Source organism: Nocardioides zhouii (genome assembly GCF_004137345.1).
Classification (GTDB): Bacteria; Actinomycetota; Actinomycetes; order Propionibacteriales; family Nocardioidaceae; genus Nocardioides; species Nocardioides zhouii.
This window is the reverse complement of sequence record NZ_SDWV01000006.1, coordinates 72,218-86,736: the sequence shown is the minus strand read 5'-3', so window position 1 is coordinate 86,736 and position 14,519 is coordinate 72,218. Positions and strand designations below refer to the sequence as shown.

Here is a 14,519-nt window from a genome sequence, read left to right as displayed (position 1 = left end):
GAGTCAGGCTCCGGTCAGATCTCGCGCAGCACACGGGCCGGGGAGCCCACCGCGATCACGCCCGCCGGCAGGTCCTTCGTGACCACGGAACCCGCGCCCACGACGGTGTCCGCGCCGATCGTCACGCCGGGGCAGACGATGACCCCGCCACCCAGCCAGACGTTGTCGCGATCGTGATCGGCTCGGCCGCCTCCCACTTGTCGCGCCGCGGCCCGGGCTCCAGGGGGTGGGTCGCGGTGAGCAGCTGGACGCCGGGGCCGATCTGCACGTCCTTGCCGATCGTCACTGTCGCGACGTCGAGCACGACGAGACCGAAGTTGGCGAACGATCGGGCTCCGAAGCTCGTCTGGTAGCCGTAGTCGCACTGGAACGGCGGCCGGATCTCGGCGCCGTCGCCGTAGTGGCCGAGCAGCTCGGTGAAGAGCTCGCGCAGGGTCGCCGAGTCGGTCGGGTCGGTGTGGTTGATGCGGTGGGCCAGGCCCAGCGCCCGTCTCGAGTCCGCACCGATCTGCGGGTCGTCGGCGAGGTAGAGGTCGCCGGCGAGCATCCGCTCGCGCATGGTCCGCTCGTCAGGCATGCCTGCATCCATGCCGGCAGCCTAGGTGCCGGCCTTCGCGAGGAACGTCAGCCACCGGCTCTCCTCGGAGTCCTCGCCCCACGAGCGCCACTCGAGCCCGAAGCCGGCGTCCTCGAGCGCGTCGCAGAGGTCGGGCTCGCGCCACAGTACGGTGAAGTAGGGATTGCCCGAGTCGCCGACCTCCCACTGCTCTCCGTCCCCCTCGCGGACGGAGATGAGGAAGGCCCCGCCCGGCGTCAGGGCGCCCGCGACGCGACCGAGCAGGTCGGGCATCAGCGCCCGGTCGACGTGCTGCAGGACGGCCAGCGCCAGCACGGCGTCGTACGGTCCGCCGAGGTCGTCGCTCGTGACGTCGAGGCGCTCGACCACCTTGCCGCGCTCGGCCTGGAGGTCGATGAAGGCGGTCGTGATGTCGGTCCGGCGCACGGCGACGCCGTGCGCCTCGAGGAAGTCGGCGTCCCAGCCGGGGCCGGACCCCACCTCGAGCACCGTCCCGCCTGCGGGAACGACCCCGAGCAGGCGGCGCAGGCCGTCTCCGTCGAGCTCGCCGGCGCCGGTCGGTCCGGGTGCGGTGTCGTCCGCGTAGTCCCGGGCGATCCGCTCGTAGGACTCGACCGTGCGGTGGTTGGCCGAGGTCGAGCCGTCCTCCGGCTCCGGCACTGCCCGACGCGGTGTCATGCCCTGCACCCTAGTCATCGCAATTGAGGTGACGGCGCCGCCGGCGGCAGTGGACAATGCTCCGTTGTGGGTCATGTGGATGTCGCCGGAGTGCGCTACGAGCTGCCGGACGGCCGGGTGTTGCTCGACGACGTCAGCTTCCGGGTCGGCGACGGCCAGAAGGTCGCCCTCGTCGGCGCCAACGGGGCCGGCAAGACGACCCTGCTGAGGATCATCACCGGCGACCTGACGCCCCACGGCGGCGTCGTCACCCGCTCCGGCGGCCTGGGCGTGATGCGCCAGTTCGTCGGCCACGGCGGCGGCGACGAGACCGTCCACGACCTCCTGCTGTCGGTGTCGCCGGCTCGCGTACGCGCTGCCGCCGAGGCGGTCGACGCCGTCGAGCTCAAGCTCATGGACACCGACGACGAGCGCACCCAGATGGCGTACGCCACGGCGCTGTCGGACTACGCCGACGCGGGTGGCTATGACGTCGAGGTCACGTGGGACGTGTGCACGATCTCCTCGATGGGCCTGCCCTTCGACCGGGCGCGGCACCGGCTGCTGAGCACGCTGTCGGGAGGCGAGCAGAAGCGGCTCGTCCTGGAGTACCTGCTGCGCGGGCCCGACCAGGTGCTGCTGCTCGACGAGCCCGACAACTACCTCGACGTCCCCGGCAAGATCTGGCTCGAGGGCCGCATCCGGGAGTCGGCGAAGACGATCCTCTTCATCAGCCACGACCGGGAGCTGCTCGACAACACCGCGACGCGGATCGTGACCGTCGAGCTCGGCAGCGATGGCAACCTCGTGTGGACCCACCCCGGCGGCTTCGCGAGCTATCACGCGGCGCGCACGGACCGCTTCGAGCGGTTCGAGGAGATGCGGCGCCGCTGGGACGAGGAGCACGCCAAGATCAAGGCGCTCGTCCTGCGGCTGAAGATCAAGTCGGAGTACAACGACGGCATGTCGTCGCAGTACCGCGCGGCCCAGACGCGCCTGCGGAAGTTCGAGGAGGTCGGCCCGCCGGTCGAGCAGCCCCGCGAGCAGCAGGTCACGATGCGCCTCACGGGCGGCCGGACCGGCAAGCGCGCGGTCGTCTGCACGGACCTCGAGCTCAGCGGCCTGATGCGGCCCTTCGACCTCGAGGTCTGGTACGGCGAGCGGGTGGCGGTGCTGGGCTCCAACGGGTCCGGCAAGTCGCACTTCCTGCGGCTGCTGGCCGCAGGCGGCAGCGACCCCGACATCGAGCACCAGCCCGTCGGCGTACCTCCCGCCCCGGTGCCGCACACCGGCTCCGCCAAGCTCGGCGCCCGCGTACGGCCGGGGTGGTTCGTGCAGACGCACGAGCACCCCGAGCTGCTCGGCCGTACGCTCCTCGAGATCCTGCACCGCGGCGACGGCACCCCCGAGGGGCGCGCCGGGATGGGCCGCGAGGCCGCCAGCCGGGTGCTCGACCGCTACGAGCTGGCGCACGCCGGCGAGCAGAAGTTCGAGTCGCTCAGCGGCGGCCAGCAGGCCCGGTTCCAGATCCTGCTGCTCGAGCTCTCCGGCGCGACCCTGCTGCTGCTCGACGAGCCGACCGACAACCTCGACGTGCAGTCCGCCGAGGCGCTCGAGGCCGGGCTGGAGGCGTTCGACGGCACGGTGCTCGCGGTGACCCACGACCGGTGGTTCGCCCGCGGGTTCGACCGGTTCCTGGTCTACGGCGCCGACGGCGAGGTCTACGAGTCCGACGGCCCGGTGTGGGACGAGGGCCGCGTGGCCCGCGCGCGATGAGTCTGGAGATCGTCGACCTCGACCCGTTCGACGCCGCCGCCTTCGAGGCCTGGCACCGCGTCTATCTCCGCGCGCAGGACGCGATGGGCGAGGCCGCCACGCCGTGGATGCTCGAGGAGCTGCGTGCCGTCATGCAGCAGAACGGGTCGTCGGCGTGGTCGGGCGGCTGGTCGGCCGTCGCGGCGGGCGAGACCGTCGGCGCCGGCTTCCTGCGGACTCCTCTGCTGGACAACCTCGAGCTCGCCGAGCTCGACGTGCACGTCGACCCCGACCGGCAGCGGTCGGGGATCGGCACGGCGCTCCTGGCCCACGTCGAGGAGCAGGCGCGTCGTCGCGGTCGTACGGTCCTCACCGGGTTGGTCGGGTGGACGTGGGGCCACGGCCCGCTCGGCGAGGACGCGGCGGGTCCGCTGTTCGCCCGCGCGCGCGGCTACGACCTGGCGCTGACCGAGGTGCAGCGCGAGCTCGCCCTTCCCGTCGACGACGCAGTGCTGGCCGGTCTGGCGGACGAGGCCGCGCTCGCCCACCCGGCGTACGAGCTGCGCTCCTGGGTCGGCCCGGTGCCCGACGAGCTCCTGGAGGGGTGGGCCGCACTCACGTCGAGCCTGGCGACCGAGGCCCCGACCGGCGACCTGGAGCTCGAGCCGGAGGCGGTGAGCACGGACGTCGTACGCGAGCGGGAGGCGACGCTGGCCCGGCAGGGGCGCACGAAGTACAACACCGTCGCGCTCACTGAGGCCGGTGACGTGGTTGCCTACTCCGACCTTGCCACCACCGTCCACGACCCCGGTCGTGCCTACCAGTGGGGCACGCTCGTGCTGGGTGAGCACCGCGGCCACCGGCTCGGCGTCGCGGTGAAGGTGGCGAACCTGCGGCTGCTGCAGCGCGAGCGGCCCGACGTCGTCCGGCTGACGACGTACAACGCCGAGGTCAACTCCCACATGATCGCGGTCAACGAGGCGCTGGGCTTCCGCCCCGTCGCGTGGCTGGGCGACTTCCAGAAGAAGCTGGGCTGATGGCCGCACCCGAGCTGGTCCGTCTGGGACCCGACGAGTGGCGGGAGTTCCGGGAGGTGCGGCTCGCCGCGCTCGTCGATGCGCCGTACGCCTTCGGCGCGAGCCACGCCGACTGGGTCGACGCTAGCGAGGAGAGGTGGCGGTCACGGCTCACTGACGTGCCACTGACGGTCGTCGCGCGCGATGACGGAGGCTTCGTCGGAGTCGTGTCCGGGGTGTCGTCGGGCGAGCACGTCGAGCTGATCTCGATGTGGGTTGCTCCCGACCACCGCGGCACCGGGCTCGCCGGCCGGTTGATCGGCGAGGTCGTGGCATGGGCGTCCGCGCGCGGGCAGGACACGTACCTCATGGTGCGCGACGACAACGCGTCCGCGATCGCGGCGTACGCGCGGGCTGGGTTCGCCGACCTCGGGGTGCCGGACGGCTGGCCGGAGGACGCGCCCCGCGAGCGGCGGATGCGGCGGGAGCGCGGTCAGGCCCCTGGCACGTACCTCTAGGGTGCGGCCATGAGTGCTTCTGACGACATCCTCGAGTCGGTCAAGCCGCCCAAGCCGCCCAAGCCGCCCAAGCCGCCGCGGCCGTACGACGCCGAGCGTCGGACCAGCCTGCTGCTGCACGTCATCGCCGCTGCCGCTGTCGCAACGGCCGCCTTCGCCGGCATCACCGCGTGGGAGACCCACCAGGACCGCGTCTTCACCAAGACCATCTACTGCGGCTTCTCCTCCGGACCCGACACCGACCCTGAGCAGGACGAGCTGGCTGACCGGCTCGGCTGCTGAGCGCGGCTGATGACCACGCGCCGGGGCCTGTTCGTCGCCCCCTTCGACACCCTGGCCGACCCGCGGGTCGTCGGCGACCTCGCCGCCGAGGCCGAGGCGGCAGGCTGGGAGGGGTTCTTCGTCTGGGACCACCTGCAGTACGGCGATCGGGTGAGCGAGATCGCCGACGTGTGGACGTGTTGCGCGGCCGTCGCGATGCGTACGGAGCGGATGGTGTTCGGACCGATGGTGACGCCGCTGGCCCGGCGCCGGCCGCAGGTGCTGGCGCGGCAGGCCGCCAGCCTCGCGGTGCTGTCCGGGGAGCGGTTCGTGCTCGGGCTGGGGCTCGGCGACGACTGGGTGGGGGAGTTCAGCGACTACGGCGACGAGCCGGACCCGAAGGTCCGCGGCCGGCTGCTCGACGAGGGGCTGGACGCCCTCGCGTCCTACCTCGGGGGCGGCTTCCGGCCCGCGCCGAGGGTGCCGATCTGGCTGGCCGGCCGCTTCCCCAACAGGGCGCCGATGCGGCGGGCCGCCCGCCACGACGGCTTCTTCGTCATCGGGCTGGACGGACCCGACGACCTCGACGCCGTGGTCGGGTCGCTCGCCGCGTACGGGCCGCAGTCGGGCTTCGAGGTCGTGGTCGACCTGGAGTCCGACCAGGACGTCGCGCCGTGGCTCGACCGCGGCGCCTCGTGGGTGCTCACCCGGATCGGGCCCTACGACCTCGACCTCGACGAGGTCAGGCGGATCGTGGCCGCGGGGCCGTGACTCGCCGTACGACCCGGCGCCCGATCCGCATGATCACGGCTGCGGCGACCCACACGAGGAGCCCGGCGAGGACGGACGCCGCGATGCGCTGGAGGAGCGGCCACGGACCGCGGTCGACGTCGCTCGGATCGACGACCTGCAGGCGGTCGCCCGCCGCCGCGGCCATCTGGAAACGGCCGACGCCGTAGGAGCCCATGTCGTCCATCTGCATGAGCGTGGTGGGCTCCGAGCCGTCGATGGGGACGCGGGACACGGTGTAGGCGTCGTCGTCCTCGACGGCGAGCAGCATCAGGACCGCCTCGGTGCCGTCCCACCCGAGCACGCGCCCGGGGGCGGTCAGCGGCAGGATGAGCGGCGCTGGAACGTCCCCGCCGGCCGTTGTCGCGTCCACGAACGCGAGTCCGGTCGGGACGCCCGGCTCGTCCGCACCCGGCGGTGCGAGGGCCGGCTCGACGGTGGTGATCGCCAGCAGGCGTCCGTCGGGCGACCACGCGGTCGGTCCGGCCAGGACACCGTCGAGGGGCAGGCGGCGCTCGGAACCTCCATCGCCGAGGGCGATCAGCGACAGCTCCCGGGGAGACGCACGCTCGACGCCGATCTCCGTGCCGTCGGAGGAGAACGCCGCCGTGGCCCCAGCGCCGTCGACGTCGATCACCTCGGTCGAGCCGTCCGCCAGGTCGAGGACGCCGACGTCGCCCGTGATGCGCTCACCCCGGTACGGGTTCGTCGGCTCGGCGGACAGCAGCGCCGCGAGCGACGTGCCGTCGGCGGAGAAGGCCACCGGGATGACGCTGCGGCCCTGCGGGAGGTCGTACGTCGACGTCTCGCCGGTGGTGAGGTCGACCACCGCGACGTTCGGCTCGGCCGTGTCGTGGTCCCCGACCGCGACATATCGGCCGTCCGGTGAGAGCAGCATCGGCGCCGGGTCGCCCTGGGTCTCAGCGCCCGCCCGGTCCTCGGCCACGTCGACGCGGCGGTAGGAGTCGCCACCCGCGCCGAGCACGACGGCCTGGGGAAAGTCCATGAACTCGACGCCGAAGCCGTGCTGGAAGAGCGCCACGGCCGGCCCGGGAGGGGACGACGAGACGCTGCCGGTGACGTAGGAGTAGTCGGCCAGCTCCTCGGGCACCGCGTAGGTCCCCGCCTCCGGGGCCGGTCGCTCGTGCTCGGCGCCGAGGGCGAAGACGAGCCCGGACGCGCAGAGGCCGAGGACCAAGGGCACCCCCGCTGCCATGCGCATGCCCGGACTCTAGCGACACCGACCGGATCAGCCGAAGGCGCTGATGCCCGTCTCGGCGCGCCCGATCAGCAGCTTCTGGATCTGCGAGGTGCCCTCGTAGAGCGTCATCACGCGGGCGTCGCGGAGGTACTTCGCGACCGGGAAGTCGTCGACGTAGCCCGCACCACCGTGCACCTGGACGGCGTTGTTGGCCGCGCGCACGGCAGCCTCGGAGGCGAACAGCTTGGCCTTGGACGCTGCGGTGCCGTACGGCTCTCCGCGATCGATCAGGTCGGCACACCGCCACGCCAGGAGCCGGGCCGCGTCGGCGTCGACTGACATGTCGGCGATGAGGTCCTGCACGAGCTGGAAGGACGCGATCGGCTTGCCGAACTGCGTGCGCTGGGTGGCGTACGCCACCGACGCCTCGAGGCAGCCCTGCACTATCCCGACGCAGCCCGAGGCGACCGCGAGGCGTCCCTTGTCGAGGGTGCCCATCGCGATCTTGAAGCCCTGCCCGACCTCGCCGAGGCGCGCCGAGTCCGGGACGCGTACTCCGGTGAGGAACAGCTCGGCGGTCGCCTGGCCGCGCAGCCCGAGCTTGTGCTTGATCTCGCGAGCCTCGAAGCCGGGGGAGTCGGTCGGCACGAGGAACGCCGTCACTCCGCGCGGGCCGTCGTCGCTGGTCCGGGCGAAGACAAGGGCGACATCGGCCCACGTGCCGTTGGTGATGAAGAGCTTCTGGCCGTCGATCACCCAGTCGTCGCCGTCGCGGGTCGCGCGCGACGTCAGGTTGCCGGCGTCCGACCCTGTGCCGGGCTCGGTGAGCCCGAAGCAGCCGAGCTTGGTGGCAGCGGCGAGCTGCGGCAGCCACTCCTGCTTCTGCTCCTCGGTGCCGTGGAAGAGGATCGACTTCCCGACGAGGCCGCTGCTGACCGACACGATCCCGCGCAGCGCCGAGTCGGCGCGGCCGAGCTCCTCCATCGCGAGGGAGTACGTCACGTAGTCGCCGCCGACACCGCCGTACTCCTCGGGGATGGTCAGGCCGAAGAACCCGAGCTCGGCCATCTTCGGCACGATCGCGAGGTCGACGGACTCGTCGTGGTCCCACTGCATCCGGTGCGGGACCGCCTCGCGCTCGAGGAAGTCGCGCGCCAGGTCGCGGAAGGCCTGCTGCTCGTCGCTGAGCGACAGGTCCATCAGATCGCCTCGACGAGGTCGTGGTCGGTGACCCGCTCCGCCAGCCGGCGCAGGTGGTGGGGGCCGTTGCCGAGCCACTGGTCGAGCACCTCGAGGTGCGCGGTGCCGACGCCGACGGCGTACTCCGCCGTCATGCCGATGCCGCCGTGCAGCTGGATCGCCTCCTGGCCGATGTGGCGCCCGGAGCGGGCGATCTGCAGGCCGACCCGGTCGGCCGCGTCGGCGACGACGTCGCGGTCGCCGCCGGCGATCGTCATCGTCGCCCAGTCGACCATGCTGTGCGCCAGCTCGAGCTCGACGTACATGTCGGCCGCCCGGAACGTGAGGGCCTGGAACGCGTTGAGGGTGACGCCGAACTGCTTGCGGCTCTTGAGGTAGTCGGTGGTCGCGCGCACCTGGCTCTGCATCACGCCGAGGGCCTGGTTGGCGCCCATGATCCGGGTGAGGTCGCTGATCGTGGCGATGCTCGGTCCGGCGTCGCGGCCGGCCTCCCCGAGAGGAGTCGCGGCACTGCCGTCGAAGGTGACGCTCGCCGCGCGAGTCAGGTCGGCCGCGGCGTACCCCGTGCGGGACACGTCGTCTGCTGCCACCACGAAGACGCCTGTCCCGCCGTCGGGGAGCGCGGCCGTCACGACCAGCACGTCGGCCGACTCGCCACCGACGACGGGGTCGGCCACGCCGTCGAGCGTCCACGTGCCGTCGGAGACGGAGGCGCGTACGCCGTCCGCGCGCGAGGCCCAGCGCCCGCCGGGGGAGGTGTCGGCCGCGGCCAGCACCACCTCGCCGGCGCTCAGCCGGCCCAGCAGGTCGGCCCTCTGCTCGGCCAACCCGAGTGAAGCGACCAGCCCGCCGGCGTGCACGACGCTCGCGAGGAAGGGCTCCGGCGCGAGCACCCGACCGAGCTCCTGGCACACGATGCCGATCTCGACGGGTCCCGCGCCCACGCCACCGTCGTCCTCGCTGAAGGGCAGGCCGAGGATGCCCATCTCCGCCAGCCGGCCCCACAGGGCGCGGTCGAAGCCGGGCTCGTCGGCCACCGTGCGGCGCCGCGTCTCGTGGTCGGCGTACGTCGTCGCGAGGAGGCCGCGCACGGCCTCGCGGAGCGCCTGCTGCTCGTCGTCATAGGTGAAGTCCATCGCGGTGCCTCTCAGAGTCCCAGGATCGTGCGGCTGATGATCTGGCGCTGGATCTCGTTGGACCCGCCGTAGATCGACGCCTTGCGGAGGTTGAGGTAGGTCGGCGCCGTCCGCCGGGCCCAGCCCTCCTGCGGTGAGTCGTCCTCGGCCCGGGAGGCCAGCGAGGCGGGACCGGCCAGGTCGAGCGCAAGCTCGCTGACCGCCTGCTGCAGCACGGTGCCGCGGAGCTTGAGCACCGACGAGGCCGGGTGGGGCTCGCCGTCGGAGGAGTGCGCGACCACGCGCAGGGCGGTGAGCTCGAGGGCGAGCAGGTCGTTCTCCAGCTCCGCGATCCGGGCGCGGACGAGCGGGTCGTCCAGCTGGTCGGCTGCCGTCGTCTTCAGCGTGGCGAGCGCGCGCTTGGTGGCGCCCACCGGCGCCACGCCGACGCGCTCGTTGCCGAGGAGGAACTTCGCGATCGTCCAACCGCCTCCGGGCTCGCCGACGAGCAGGTCGCCGGGCACGCGGACGTCGGAGAACCAGACCTCGTTGACCTCGTACCCGCCGTCGATGAGCTCGATCGGCCGGACCTCGACGCCGGGGTCGGTCATGTCGATGAGCAGCATCGAGATGCCGGCCTGCTTCTTCACCTCGGTGTCGGTGCGCACGAGGGTGAAGATCCAGTCGCCGTGCTGGCCGAGCGTGGTCCACGTCTTCTGGCCGTTGACCACCCAGTCGTCGCCGTCGCGCACCGCCGTCGTACGCAGGCTGGCGAGGTCGGAGCCGGCGTCGGGCTCGGAGAAGCCCTGCGACCACCAGATGTCGAGGTTCGCGGTCTTGGCCAGGAAGCGCTCCTTCTGCTCCTCGCTACCGAACTGCGCGATCACCGGGCCGATCATCGAGGCGTTGAACGCCAGCGGGATCGGCACACCGGCACGCTGCATCTCCTCGTGCCACAGGTGGCGCTGCAGGTCGGTCCAGTCCTGGCCGCCCCACTCGACCGGCCAGTGCGGCACGGCGAGCCCCTCGGCGTTGAGGGCCTGCTGGCTCTCGACGATCTGGTCACGGGTGAGGTGGCGGCCCTCGAGGACGGTGTCGCGGATCTCCTGCGGGACCTTGGTGGTGAAGGTCTCCCGCATCCGGTCGCGGAACTCGCGGTCGGTCTGGCTCAGCTCGAGCTGCATGTGACTCCTCTGCTTGTGCCTGTGGCCGGCGCACACGAGAGGGCCGGCCGCCCCATCATGGCGCGGCCGGCCCAACGAGTGCTGCTGATCAGCTCGTCGTGGCGTCGCTGTCGAGCACGAAGGTGCCGGTCTTCTCCTGCCCGCCGCTCAGCCAGGTCACGCTGACGTTGTCGCCGGGACGGTAGGAGCGGATCGTGGCCACGAGCGAGTCGGCGTCGGTGATCCGCCGGTCGTCGACCTTCGTGATCACGTCGCCGGAGGAGAGGCCGCCCTCGCTCGCCGTGGAGCCGGAGGTCACCTCGCGCACGACGGCGCCGGCGTCGTCACCGGTCTGCGGGTTGCCCACCTGGAGCCCCAGCCGGGCGTGGGTCGGGGTCTCGCCCCGGGCCATCTGGTCGACGATCGGCATCACCTCGTCGATCGGGATCGCGAAGCCGAGGCCGATCGACCCGGACTGCTCCGATGTCGCCGAGCTGGCGGTGCGGATGGAGGAGTTGATCCCCACCACGGCGCCGGTCATGTCGCTCAGGGGGCCACCGGAGTTGCCGGGATTGATCGCCGCGTCCGTCTGGATCGCGGGGTACGTCGTGGAGTTGCCGGCGTCGTCGGAGCCGACGTTGACCGGGCGGTCGAGCGCGCTGACGATGCCGCTGGTGACAGTCGCGTCGAGGCCGAAGGGTGAGCCGATCGCCACCACGCCCTCGCCGACGCCGAGGTTGGCCGACTTGCCGATCGTGGCCGGGGTGAGGTCGGAGACCCCCGAGGCCTGGATGACGGCGGTGTCGGTGAGCGGGTCGGTGCCGAGGATCTCTGCGTCAGCACTGGTGCCGTCGGAGAACGACACCTTGATCGTGCCGCCCTCGCCGGCCAGCTCGACGACGTGGTTGTTGGTGAGGATCGTGCCGTCGGCGGTGAGGATGATCCCCGAGCCGGAACCGGCCTCGTTGTTGCCGGTGACGTCGATCTTCACCACGCTCGGCAGCACCTTCTGCGCCACCGACTCGACCGATCCGTCCGCCGGCGGCGTCTGCGTCTGGTTGGCCACCGTCGAGGTGGTCGGCGCGTCGGCGCGCGCCGAGCTCACGGGCTCGTCGTGGGTGGCGTCCCACACGGCCGCCCCGCCGAGGCCCGCGCCGCCACCCACCAGGAGCGAGGTGGCGACCACCGCGGCCGCGAGCCCCGTACGTCGTCGCCGGGGCTGCGGCTGCTGCGGCAGGTGCTGCGGCGGCTGGTGGAACGGGGACTGCGGCTGGGTGGGGTACTGGTCGCTCATGCCTCGAGCCTGCGGCGTGACCCTGTGTGCGGGCTGAGAGCGGGCTGGGAACTCGAGAAACTACTTCCAGCGCTCCGACGCCGCGGTGAAGGTGAGCTCGCGGTCGCCGGTGTAGATCTGCTTGGGGCGGGCGATCTTCTGGTCCTTGTCCTGCACCAGCTCGGCCCACTGCGCCAGCCAGCCCGGCGTACGCCCGATGGCGAACAGCACGGTGAACATCTCCGGCGGGAACTGGAAGGCCTCGTAGATGAGGCCGGAGTAGAAGTCGACGTTGGGGTAGAGCTTGCGCTTGACGAAGTACTCGTCCTCGAGCGCGATCTTCTCCAGCTCCTTGGCGATCTCGAGGAGCGGGTTGACCCCGGTGACCTCGAAGACGTCGTCGCAGGCCTTCTTGATGATCGTGGCGCGCGGGTCGAAGTTCTTGTAGACCCGGTGGCCGAAGCCCATCAGGCGCTCGTTGCCGTCCTTCACACCCTCGATGAAGGCGGGGATGTTCTCCTTGGAGCCGATGCGCTTGAGCATCCGGAGGACGGCCTCGTTGGCGCCACCGTGCAGCGGGCCGTAGAGCGCGCCGACACCGGCCGCGACGGCCGAGTAGGGGTCGACCTGCGAGGAGCCGACGGAGCGGACCGCGTTGGTCGAGCAGTTCTGCTCGTGGTCGGCGTGGAGGATGAAGAGCACGTCGAGCGCCTTCACCAGACGGGGGTCGGCCTCGAACTTCTGCTCACTCATCTTGAAGAGCATCGAGAGGAAGTTGGCGGTGTAGCCGAGGTCGTTGTCGGGGTAGACGAACGGCTTGCCCTGGGCGTGGCGGAACGACCACGCGCCGAGGGTCGGCATCTTCGCGATCATGCGGACGATCTGCATGTGGCGGTTGTCCGCGTCGCTGATGTTGCGGGCGTCGGGGTAGAACGTCGACAGCGCGCCGACCGAGGCCATCAGCATGCCCATCGGGTGGGCGTCGTAGCGGAAGCCGTGCATGAAGCCCTTCACGTTCTCGTGCACGAACGTGTGGTAGGTGATCTCGTGCACCCAGGCGTCGTACTCCTCCTTGGACGGCAGCGCGCCGTGCACGAGGAGATAGGCGACCTCGAGGAAGTTGGACTTCTCCGCGAGCTGCTCGATCGGGTAGCCGCGGTACTCGAGGATGCCCTTGTCGCCGTCGATGAAGGTGACGGCCGAGCGGCACGAGGCGGTGTTCACGAAGCCGGGGTCATAGGTCGCCAGGCCGGGCTCGTCATCGGTGAGACGGATCTGTCCCAGGTCCGTGGCCGCGATCGTGTTGTCGTTGATCGCGATGTCGTACTGCTGACCGGTCCGGTTGTCGGTGACAGTCAGGGAATCCTTGGCCGCTACGTCGGTCACGTCGGCTCCTGTTCATACGTCTTTGTACGCCTGTGGGGTCACTCCAACCTATCCGCGGGTGTCGCGCGAGCGCGAACCGGTGTCCAGCGCTCGACCCCCCGCAGGAGTGAGCCGCGGGTCAGCGACCGGCCACCCGGTGGGCGACCCGCGCGATGCGGCTGGTGCGCTCGAGGCCGGCGTCCTCGCGCCGGTCGGCGGCCCGGTAGAGGCGGTAGAGCGTGTGCACACCGGCCCACCGCAGCGGCTCCGGCTCCCAGCGGCGTACGCGGTGGTTGGTCCACGGGAGCCGGGTCAGGTCGGTGTCCTCGCCGCGCACCAGGTCGCGCAACGTACGCCCGGCGAGGTTGGTCGCGGTGAGCCCGGAACCGACGTAGCCGCCGGCGTGGCCGAGGCCGGTCGCGGGGTCGAAGGAGACGCTGGCGCTCCAGTCGCGCGGCACCCCGAGGACGCCGCACCAGGCGTGGTCGATCGCGACACCGGCCAGCGACGGGAAGAGCGTGGTGAGGGTCGAGCGCAGCGACTCGACCGTCCAGTCCTGGGTGCGTCCGTCGACGTCGGTGCGCGAGCGGAAGCGGTAGGGCACGCCGCGGCCGCCCATCGCGATCCGGCCGTCGGCGGTGCGCTGGGCGTAGCAGTAGGCGTGGGCCTCGTCGCCGAGCAGCTCCGCGCCGCTCCAGCCGATCTCCCGCCACTGGGCGTCGGTCAGGGGAGCGGTCGCCACGATCGCGGAGTTCATCGGGAGCCACTCGCGCCGGTGTCCTGACAGCCCGGCGGTGAACCCCTCGAGGCAGCGCAGCACGACGGAGGCGCGGACCGTGCCGCGATCGGTGACCACGGCGCCCGGCTCGATCGCGACGGCGCGGGTGCCCTCGTGGATGCGTACGCCGCGCTCGCGCACCACGCGGGCGACGCCGCTCACCAGCTTGGCGGGGTGCAAGCGGGCGCAGTCGGGGTCGAAGTGTCCCGAGACGGCGTCGGCCACCCGGATCCGCTCGGCCACCTGCGTCGCCGAGAGCTCGCCGTCGAGCCGCTCGGCCTGGGCCTGCGACCGCGCGACGTGCAGCACGCCGCTGCGCACGATGTCGGCGTCGATGCCCTCGCGGGCGGCCACGTCGATGACCTCGTCCACCGTGGCGCGTACGGCCGCCCGGAGTCGCTCGACGCCGTCCTCGCCCGCCTGTGCGGCGTACGCCGAGGCGTTGCCGGGCAGCTCGCTCGACAGCCAGCCGCCGTTGCGGCCCGACGCGCCGAAACCGGCGAACTCGGCCTCGATGACGCGGATGTCGAGGGTGGGGTCGGCCTCGTGGAGGTAGTGGGCCGTCCAGAGCCCGGTCAGGCCGGCACCGACGATTGCGACGTCGCACGTGACGTCGCCGTCGAGCCGGTCGGTCGGCGACGGCAGCCCGACCTGCTGCCACCAGAAGGACACACCACCGTTGCGCACGTCGACATTGTGACGCGTGCGCCTCGCGACGACGTTTTGACCCTCACGGTCGGATCGCCGTACTCTTGCTGGTCGCGACTACTGCCGCGTCCGTCCTCTCCGGGGACGGGTGCAGATCCGGACGTCATCCCTCCTGCGGAGGGAGCGAACCGGGCCGTGTTCGT

Annotated in this window: 15 protein-coding genes; 5 read left to right on the top strand and 10 right to left on the bottom strand. The window is 71.8% G+C overall.

The window, feature by feature from the left end:
• Positions 1-14: 14 nt before the first annotated feature.
• From EUA94_RS22895 to EUA94_RS07665, 3 genes are read right to left on the bottom strand one after another with little or no spacing between them, the layout of a single operon-like run.
• On the bottom strand, positions 15-125 hold the full coding sequence (locus EUA94_RS22895; protein WP_277986090.1) for a hypothetical protein: 111 nt from the start codon (positions 123-125) through the stop codon (positions 15-17).
• On the bottom strand, positions 122-577 hold the full coding sequence (locus EUA94_RS07670) for a maltose acetyltransferase domain-containing protein (protein WP_277986089.1): 456 nt from the start codon (positions 575-577) through the stop codon (positions 122-124). The genes EUA94_RS22895 and EUA94_RS07670 overlap by 4 nt, the downstream gene beginning before the upstream one ends.
• A gap of 21 nt (positions 578-598) precedes the next feature.
• A complete protein-coding gene (locus tag EUA94_RS07665) occupies positions 599-1,255 on the bottom strand; it encodes a class I SAM-dependent methyltransferase (protein ID WP_129426292.1) in 657 nt (218 codons plus the stop codon).
• 66 nt (positions 1,256-1,321) lie between these two features.
• Here EUA94_RS07665 and EUA94_RS07660 point away from each other — a divergent pair, with 66 nt between their 5' ends.
• The 5 genes from EUA94_RS07660 to EUA94_RS07640 are packed head-to-tail and all read left to right on the top strand — an operon-like array spanning position 1,322 to position 5,555.
• On the top strand, positions 1,322-3,010 hold the full coding sequence (locus tag EUA94_RS07660; RefSeq protein WP_129426291.1) for an ABC-F family ATP-binding cassette domain-containing protein: 1,689 nt from the start codon (positions 1,322-1,324) through the stop codon (positions 3,008-3,010).
• The gene (locus tag EUA94_RS07655; RefSeq protein ID WP_129426290.1) at positions 3,007-4,026 is read left to right on the top strand and encodes a GNAT family N-acetyltransferase; all 1,020 of its coding nucleotides are present in this window, start codon (positions 3,007-3,009) and stop codon (positions 4,024-4,026) included. Before EUA94_RS07660 ends, EUA94_RS07655 begins: the two co-directional genes overlap by 4 nt.
• Positions 4,026-4,523, top strand: a complete 498-nt coding sequence (locus tag EUA94_RS07650) for a GNAT family N-acetyltransferase (RefSeq protein WP_129426289.1) — start codon at positions 4,026-4,028, stop codon at positions 4,521-4,523. The genes EUA94_RS07655 and EUA94_RS07650 overlap by 1 nt, the downstream gene beginning before the upstream one ends.
• Before the next feature lie 9 nt (positions 4,524-4,532).
• A complete protein-coding gene (locus tag EUA94_RS07645; RefSeq protein ID WP_129426288.1) occupies positions 4,533-4,805 on the top strand; it encodes a hypothetical protein in 273 nt (90 codons plus the stop codon).
• A gap of 9 nt (positions 4,806-4,814) precedes the next feature.
• The gene (locus EUA94_RS07640; protein ID WP_207210454.1) at positions 4,815-5,555 is read left to right on the top strand and encodes an LLM class flavin-dependent oxidoreductase; all 741 of its coding nucleotides are present in this window, start codon (positions 4,815-4,817) and stop codon (positions 5,553-5,555) included.
• On the opposite strand, the gene EUA94_RS07635 is transcribed toward EUA94_RS07640, so the two are convergent.
• The 7 genes from EUA94_RS07635 to EUA94_RS07605 all read right to left on the bottom strand — a co-directional run bounded on the left by EUA94_RS07635 (position 5,527) and on the right by EUA94_RS07605 (position 14,355).
• Entirely contained in the window at positions 5,527-6,795 is a 1,269-nt protein-coding gene (locus tag EUA94_RS07635) for a hypothetical protein (protein WP_129426287.1), read from the bottom strand. The genes EUA94_RS07640 and EUA94_RS07635 overlap by 29 nt on opposite strands.
• Positions 6,796-6,822: 27 nt before the next feature.
• Complete coding sequence (locus tag EUA94_RS07630; RefSeq protein ID WP_129426286.1) at positions 6,823-7,974, bottom strand: acyl-CoA dehydrogenase family protein; 1,152 nt, start codon at positions 7,972-7,974, stop codon at positions 6,823-6,825.
• Positions 7,974-9,110 (bottom strand): acyl-CoA dehydrogenase family protein, encoded by a 1,137-nt coding sequence (locus tag EUA94_RS07625; protein WP_129426285.1) that lies wholly within the window; start codon positions 9,108-9,110, stop codon positions 7,974-7,976. Before EUA94_RS07625 ends, EUA94_RS07630 begins: the two co-directional genes overlap by 1 nt.
• Positions 9,111-9,121: 11 nt before the next feature.
• Complete coding sequence (locus EUA94_RS07620; protein ID WP_129426284.1) at positions 9,122-10,273, bottom strand: acyl-CoA dehydrogenase family protein; 1,152 nt, start codon at positions 10,271-10,273, stop codon at positions 9,122-9,124.
• 88 nt (positions 10,274-10,361) lie between these two features.
• Positions 10,362-11,546, bottom strand: a complete 1,185-nt coding sequence (locus tag EUA94_RS07615; protein ID WP_129426283.1) for a S1C family serine protease — start codon at positions 11,544-11,546, stop codon at positions 10,362-10,364.
• Between the two features lie 60 nt (positions 11,547-11,606).
• Entirely contained in the window at positions 11,607-12,911 is a 1,305-nt protein-coding gene (locus tag EUA94_RS07610; RefSeq protein WP_129426282.1) for a citrate synthase, read from the bottom strand.
• 118 nt (positions 12,912-13,029) lie between these two features.
• A complete protein-coding gene (locus EUA94_RS07605; RefSeq protein ID WP_129426281.1) occupies positions 13,030-14,355 on the bottom strand; it encodes an NAD(P)/FAD-dependent oxidoreductase in 1,326 nt (441 codons plus the stop codon).
• Positions 14,356-14,519: the final 164 nt, after the last annotated feature.

Bases quoted from the DNA above. Each gene is read 5' to 3' on its own strand.
- EUA94_RS07645 (WP_129426288.1), top strand. From the start codon at position 4,533: ATGAGTGCTTCTGACGACATCCTCGAGTCGGTCAAGCCGCCCAAGCCG.
- EUA94_RS07665 (WP_129426292.1), bottom strand. From the start codon at position 1,255: ATGACACCGCGTCGGGCAGTGCCGGAGCCGGAGGACGGCTCGACCTCG.
- EUA94_RS07655 (WP_129426290.1), top strand. From the start codon at position 3,007: ATGAGTCTGGAGATCGTCGACCTCGACCCGTTCGACGCCGCCGCCTTC.
- EUA94_RS07635 (WP_129426287.1), bottom strand. From the start codon at position 6,795: ATGCGCATGGCAGCGGGGGTGCCCTTGGTCCTCGGCCTCTGCGCGTCC.
- EUA94_RS07630 (WP_129426286.1), bottom strand. From the start codon at position 7,974: ATGGACCTGTCGCTCAGCGACGAGCAGCAGGCCTTCCGCGACCTGGCG.
- EUA94_RS07640 (WP_207210454.1), top strand. From the start codon at position 4,815: ATGACCACGCGCCGGGGCCTGTTCGTCGCCCCCTTCGACACCCTGGCC.
- EUA94_RS07650 (WP_129426289.1), top strand. From the start codon at position 4,026: ATGGCCGCACCCGAGCTGGTCCGTCTGGGACCCGACGAGTGGCGGGAG.
- EUA94_RS07625 (WP_129426285.1), bottom strand. From the start codon at position 9,110: ATGGACTTCACCTATGACGACGAGCAGCAGGCGCTCCGCGAGGCCGTG.
- EUA94_RS07615 (WP_129426283.1), bottom strand. From the start codon at position 11,546: ATGAGCGACCAGTACCCCACCCAGCCGCAGTCCCCGTTCCACCAGCCG.
- EUA94_RS07620 (WP_129426284.1), bottom strand. From the start codon at position 10,273: ATGCAGCTCGAGCTGAGCCAGACCGACCGCGAGTTCCGCGACCGGATG.
- EUA94_RS07670 (WP_277986089.1), bottom strand. From the start codon at position 577: ATGCCTGACGAGCGGACCATGCGCGAGCGGATGCTCGCCGGCGACCTC.